Source organism: Alterinioella nitratireducens, from assembly GCF_013155465.1.
Lineage (GTDB): Bacteria > Pseudomonadota > Alphaproteobacteria > Rhodobacterales > Rhodobacteraceae > Alterinioella > Alterinioella nitratireducens.
Genome location: NZ_JABJVX010000044.1, coordinates 1 through 3,371 on the forward strand (window position 1 = coordinate 1; position 3,371 = coordinate 3,371).

Here is a 3,371-nt window from a genome sequence, read left to right on the forward strand (position 1 = left end):
GTAATATGCGGAGCGCATGGTTATGCGGAGTTGCGGGCAGCTCGGGTTGCGCCGCCTTGGTTTTTTGGGGTTTCGACTCCGCATAATCATGGCCCGGATTTGCCTGAGAGCATGGCGAGGAGCTTGTCGGGCGGGCGGAAGCGGCCGGGTTTCAGTTTCGGCATGGCGGCACCTGCGATCATCTCGAGTTTCTCAGTCGGATCGGCGCGCAGGTATATCTCGGTGCTCTGGATGCTGGCGTGTCCAAGCCAGAGCGAGACCTTTCGGACGTCGCCCGTAGCCTGCAGCGTGTGCATGGCGCAGCTGTGCCGGAGCACATGCGGCGTCACCCGCTTTTCCAGGAGCCCCGGCTCCGCTTTCGCCGCCACCGCCACGTGCCGGGCGAGGACGTATTCGAAGCCCGATCGCGACATCGCCCGGCCGCTGCGGTTGTGGAACAGGGCGGCATCGCCGTCCGGATCGCGCAGACGCAACCACGCCTCCAGGGCGGTCCGCGTCTCCTTCCAGAGCGGGAGGATGCGCTCGCGACGTCCCTTGCCGGTCACATGCAGGCTGGCCGGATCGCGACGGTCGTAATCGGCGAGCCCCAGTCCGGTCAGTTCGCTGACCCTGAGACCGCAGGCATAGGCGAGGCTGAGCATGGCCCGGTCGCGGACGCCCTCCCATCGCCGTGGATCGGGCGCGGCAAGCAGCGCCCGGATCTCGGCCCGCGAGAGCCAGGCCACCAGCGCCTCGTCGGCCTTCTTGCGCGGGATCGCGTGCACCTGCCGGATCTGCTCGAGCGACGCCGGGACGCGGTGTTCGAGGAACCGGAAGAACGCCTTGATGGCGGCCAGCCGGGCATTCCGTGTGCGGACGCTGGCGCCGCGCCGCTCGATATCCTCGAGGAAGGCGAGGATCAGCGAGGCGTCGATGTCCTCGAGCATCAGCGCCGAGGGCGCCCGGCCGAGCCTCGTCGCGGCGAAGCGCAGGAGAAGCGAGAGCGTCTGCGTATAGGCGTCGATCGTGTTGGGGCTGGCGGCGCGGTCCACGGGCAGGTGCTCGCGCAGCCAGGCGGTCAGATATCTGGCCAGCGCGGTCATGGGCGATCCCCCGCCGCGAAGGCCTCGGTGCTCGCCGCGATCCGGCCGAGCACGGCGGGCGTGCCCTCGAGATACCAGTAGGTATCCACAATGTTGACATGGCCGAGCCAGCTGCTCAGCGCCACCATATGGCGGGCGACGGCACCGCGCTCCGCGGCGCAGGCTTCGAGCGAGCGCACCGCGAAGGTGTGGCGCAGATCGTGGATCCGCGGGTTGCGACCGCCGTGCGCGGCGCCTGTCAGACCGGTCAGCGCCAGCATGCGCCGGAAGGTGCCGCGCACGGTCCCCTCCGACAGCCGCCCACCCCGGTCGCCGAGGAACATGGCCCCGGACACATCCGGGATCCACGCCCGCCGGTCGAGGTGCGCCTTGAGTACTGTCTCGACCGTCGGGTGCAGCGGCAGGAGCCTGCGCCCCCGCCGCTTGGCCTCGCGGATCAGAAGCCCGTCCGGGGCGACATCGGCAATGTCGAGCCCGAGCGCCTCCGATATGCGCATGCCGGTCGCGGCCAGAAGCCCGAAGAGGACCCGGTACTGCCCCGGCACACGGCAGCGTCGGCTGGCGCACCGGTCGGCAACGGCTACGAGGCTGGCGACCTCGTCTGGTGCGTATATATACGGTGCCGGACGCTGCCTCGTCGCACGCGGCAGCAGGTCGGGCGGCGGCACCTGGTGACGGGCATCCTCGGCGACCGCGGCCAAGGCGAAGCGGCGAACGGTCAGGTAGAGCGTGCGGCGCCTTTGGGGAGACGCGCCCTTGCGCGACCAGGCGAGAACGGTCGCGGTCCGGACATGGCTCTCACCGCGCCTCTCCGCGAAGGCCGCGTAATCGGCGAGGCGCTCGGCCTGCTCGTCGAAGACGAAGCCGCAAGCACGCATCAGCGCGACATGTCGTTGCACGGCGGCACTCAGCATGGCCGGTCCTCCGGCCAGGCCTGCGCTATGCCACGCAGAGCATCGAGATCGACTTTGGCGTAGTTGGCGGTGGTCGAGACGGAGCGGTGCCGCAGCACCGTGCCGATGGCCTCGAGGCTCGCCCCGTCCTCCAGCATGGCACGCGCCGCCGAGTGGCGCAGCAGATGCGCACCACGCGACGGGGTGTTCGTCAGCCCCGCCCGGTCGAGGGCGCGGGCCACGATCTTGGAGATCGCCGCCGATTCCGTGAACGGACGCCAGGGCGGCGCATAGCGCAGGAAGACATGCGGATCGTCCACCTGCGGGCGACCGTCCTCGAGCCAGACGAGCAGCGCATCGCCCACCTCCTGCGGCAACGGCAGCCGGCTCTCGCGCCGCCCCTTGCCGCTGAGCGTGATCCGCCCGCGCGCCCAATCGATCTGGTCGAAGCGCAAGGTCCGCACATCCTCGGCCCGAAGCCCGAGCCGGGCGAGGAGAAGCAGGATCGCCCGGTCTCGCCGTCCCGTCGGCGTGGCAGGATCGCAGGCGGCGAGCAGCCCGGTCACCTCCTCCGGCCGCAGACCGCGCGGCAGATGATGGCCCTTCCAGTCGGCGATCGTCGGGACGGCCGCGACCAGAGCCGGATCGCATTGCCCCATCGCGCTGTGATAGCGCAGCCAGGACCGCAGGACGGTGGTCGTGCGCTTCAGCGCCCCTCGGCTCTCGCGCCCGCGCCGGTCGAGGATCACGCTGCGCAGACCGGCGGCCGTCCATGCCGACGGGTCCGTCCCGATCACCGGCAGAAGCTGGCGCAGCCCCTTGGCGTGGCAGCGCGCCGTGATGTCCGACAACCCGCGGTGCCGCGCGAGCCAGTCGAGATAGGGCGTGACATGGTCCGCGTAAGGGTCATCCGACGGCGTCGGAGCGAGCACGCCCTCGGCAACGAGGAAGCGGGTGAACCGCTCGGCGCGGAACAGGTAGCGCCGCGACCGCGGACCACCCCGCCGCTGCCCGCCGCACTGGCAGTTGTGCCCGGCGAAGTCGCATAGGAGCGCATCGCCCGCGCCATCGAGCGTCCGCCCGCTCAAATGCGCCCAGGCGCAGAAATGCCGGGCTGCCGCAACGAGGCAGTTGGTGGTGTAGGCATCATAGCCCACTCCGCTGATCGCCCGGGCATAGGCCGCAACGAGGCCCGCATGCGGGCCCGGATCCATCGCCCATCGCTCGGGCAGCAAAAGAGGTGTCGTCGTCATGTCGAAGTCTCCGATGATCGCGCCCGAAGGCGCAGGTGAAGACTTCGACTTCAATCAGGTTATGCCGAGCGCCGCCAGCTCAACCCATTGGCCAAATTGGCATTTTACGACCAACTCCGCATAACCATGCGCTCCGCATATTA

3 protein-coding genes are annotated in these 3,371 nt (G+C 69.7%); all 3 read right to left on the minus strand.

From position 1 onward, the window contains the following. Positions 1-86: 86 nt before the first annotated feature. From HNS34_RS20505 to HNS34_RS20885, 3 genes are read right to left on the minus strand one after another with little or no spacing between them, the layout of a single operon-like run. Positions 87-1,082, minus strand: a complete 996-nt coding sequence (locus tag HNS34_RS20505) for a tyrosine-type recombinase/integrase (protein ID WP_172321929.1) — start codon at positions 1,080-1,082, stop codon at positions 87-89. Then, positions 1,079-1,996 carry a tyrosine-type recombinase/integrase gene (locus tag HNS34_RS20510; protein ID WP_172321930.1) on the minus strand — a complete coding sequence of 306 codons (918 nt, stop codon included), beginning with the start codon at positions 1,994-1,996 and terminating at the stop codon, positions 1,079-1,081. Before HNS34_RS20510 ends, HNS34_RS20505 begins: the two co-directional genes overlap by 4 nt. Then, on the minus strand, positions 1,990-3,228 hold the full coding sequence (locus HNS34_RS20885; protein WP_172321931.1) for a tyrosine-type recombinase/integrase: 1,239 nt from the start codon (positions 3,226-3,228) through the stop codon (positions 1,990-1,992). The genes HNS34_RS20510 and HNS34_RS20885 overlap by 7 nt, the downstream gene beginning before the upstream one ends. Positions 3,229-3,371 lie beyond the last annotated feature (143 nt).

Coding starts and splice junctions, on each gene's coding strand:
- HNS34_RS20505 (WP_172321929.1), bottom strand. CDS start 1,082: ATGACCGCGCTGGCCAGATATCTGACCGCCTGGCTGCGCGAGCACCTG.
- HNS34_RS20510 (WP_172321930.1), bottom strand. CDS start 1,996: ATGCTGAGTGCCGCCGTGCAACGACATGTCGCGCTGATGCGTGCTTGC.
- HNS34_RS20885 (WP_172321931.1), bottom strand. CDS start 3,228: ATGACGACGACACCTCTTTTGCTGCCCGAGCGATGGGCGATGGATCCG.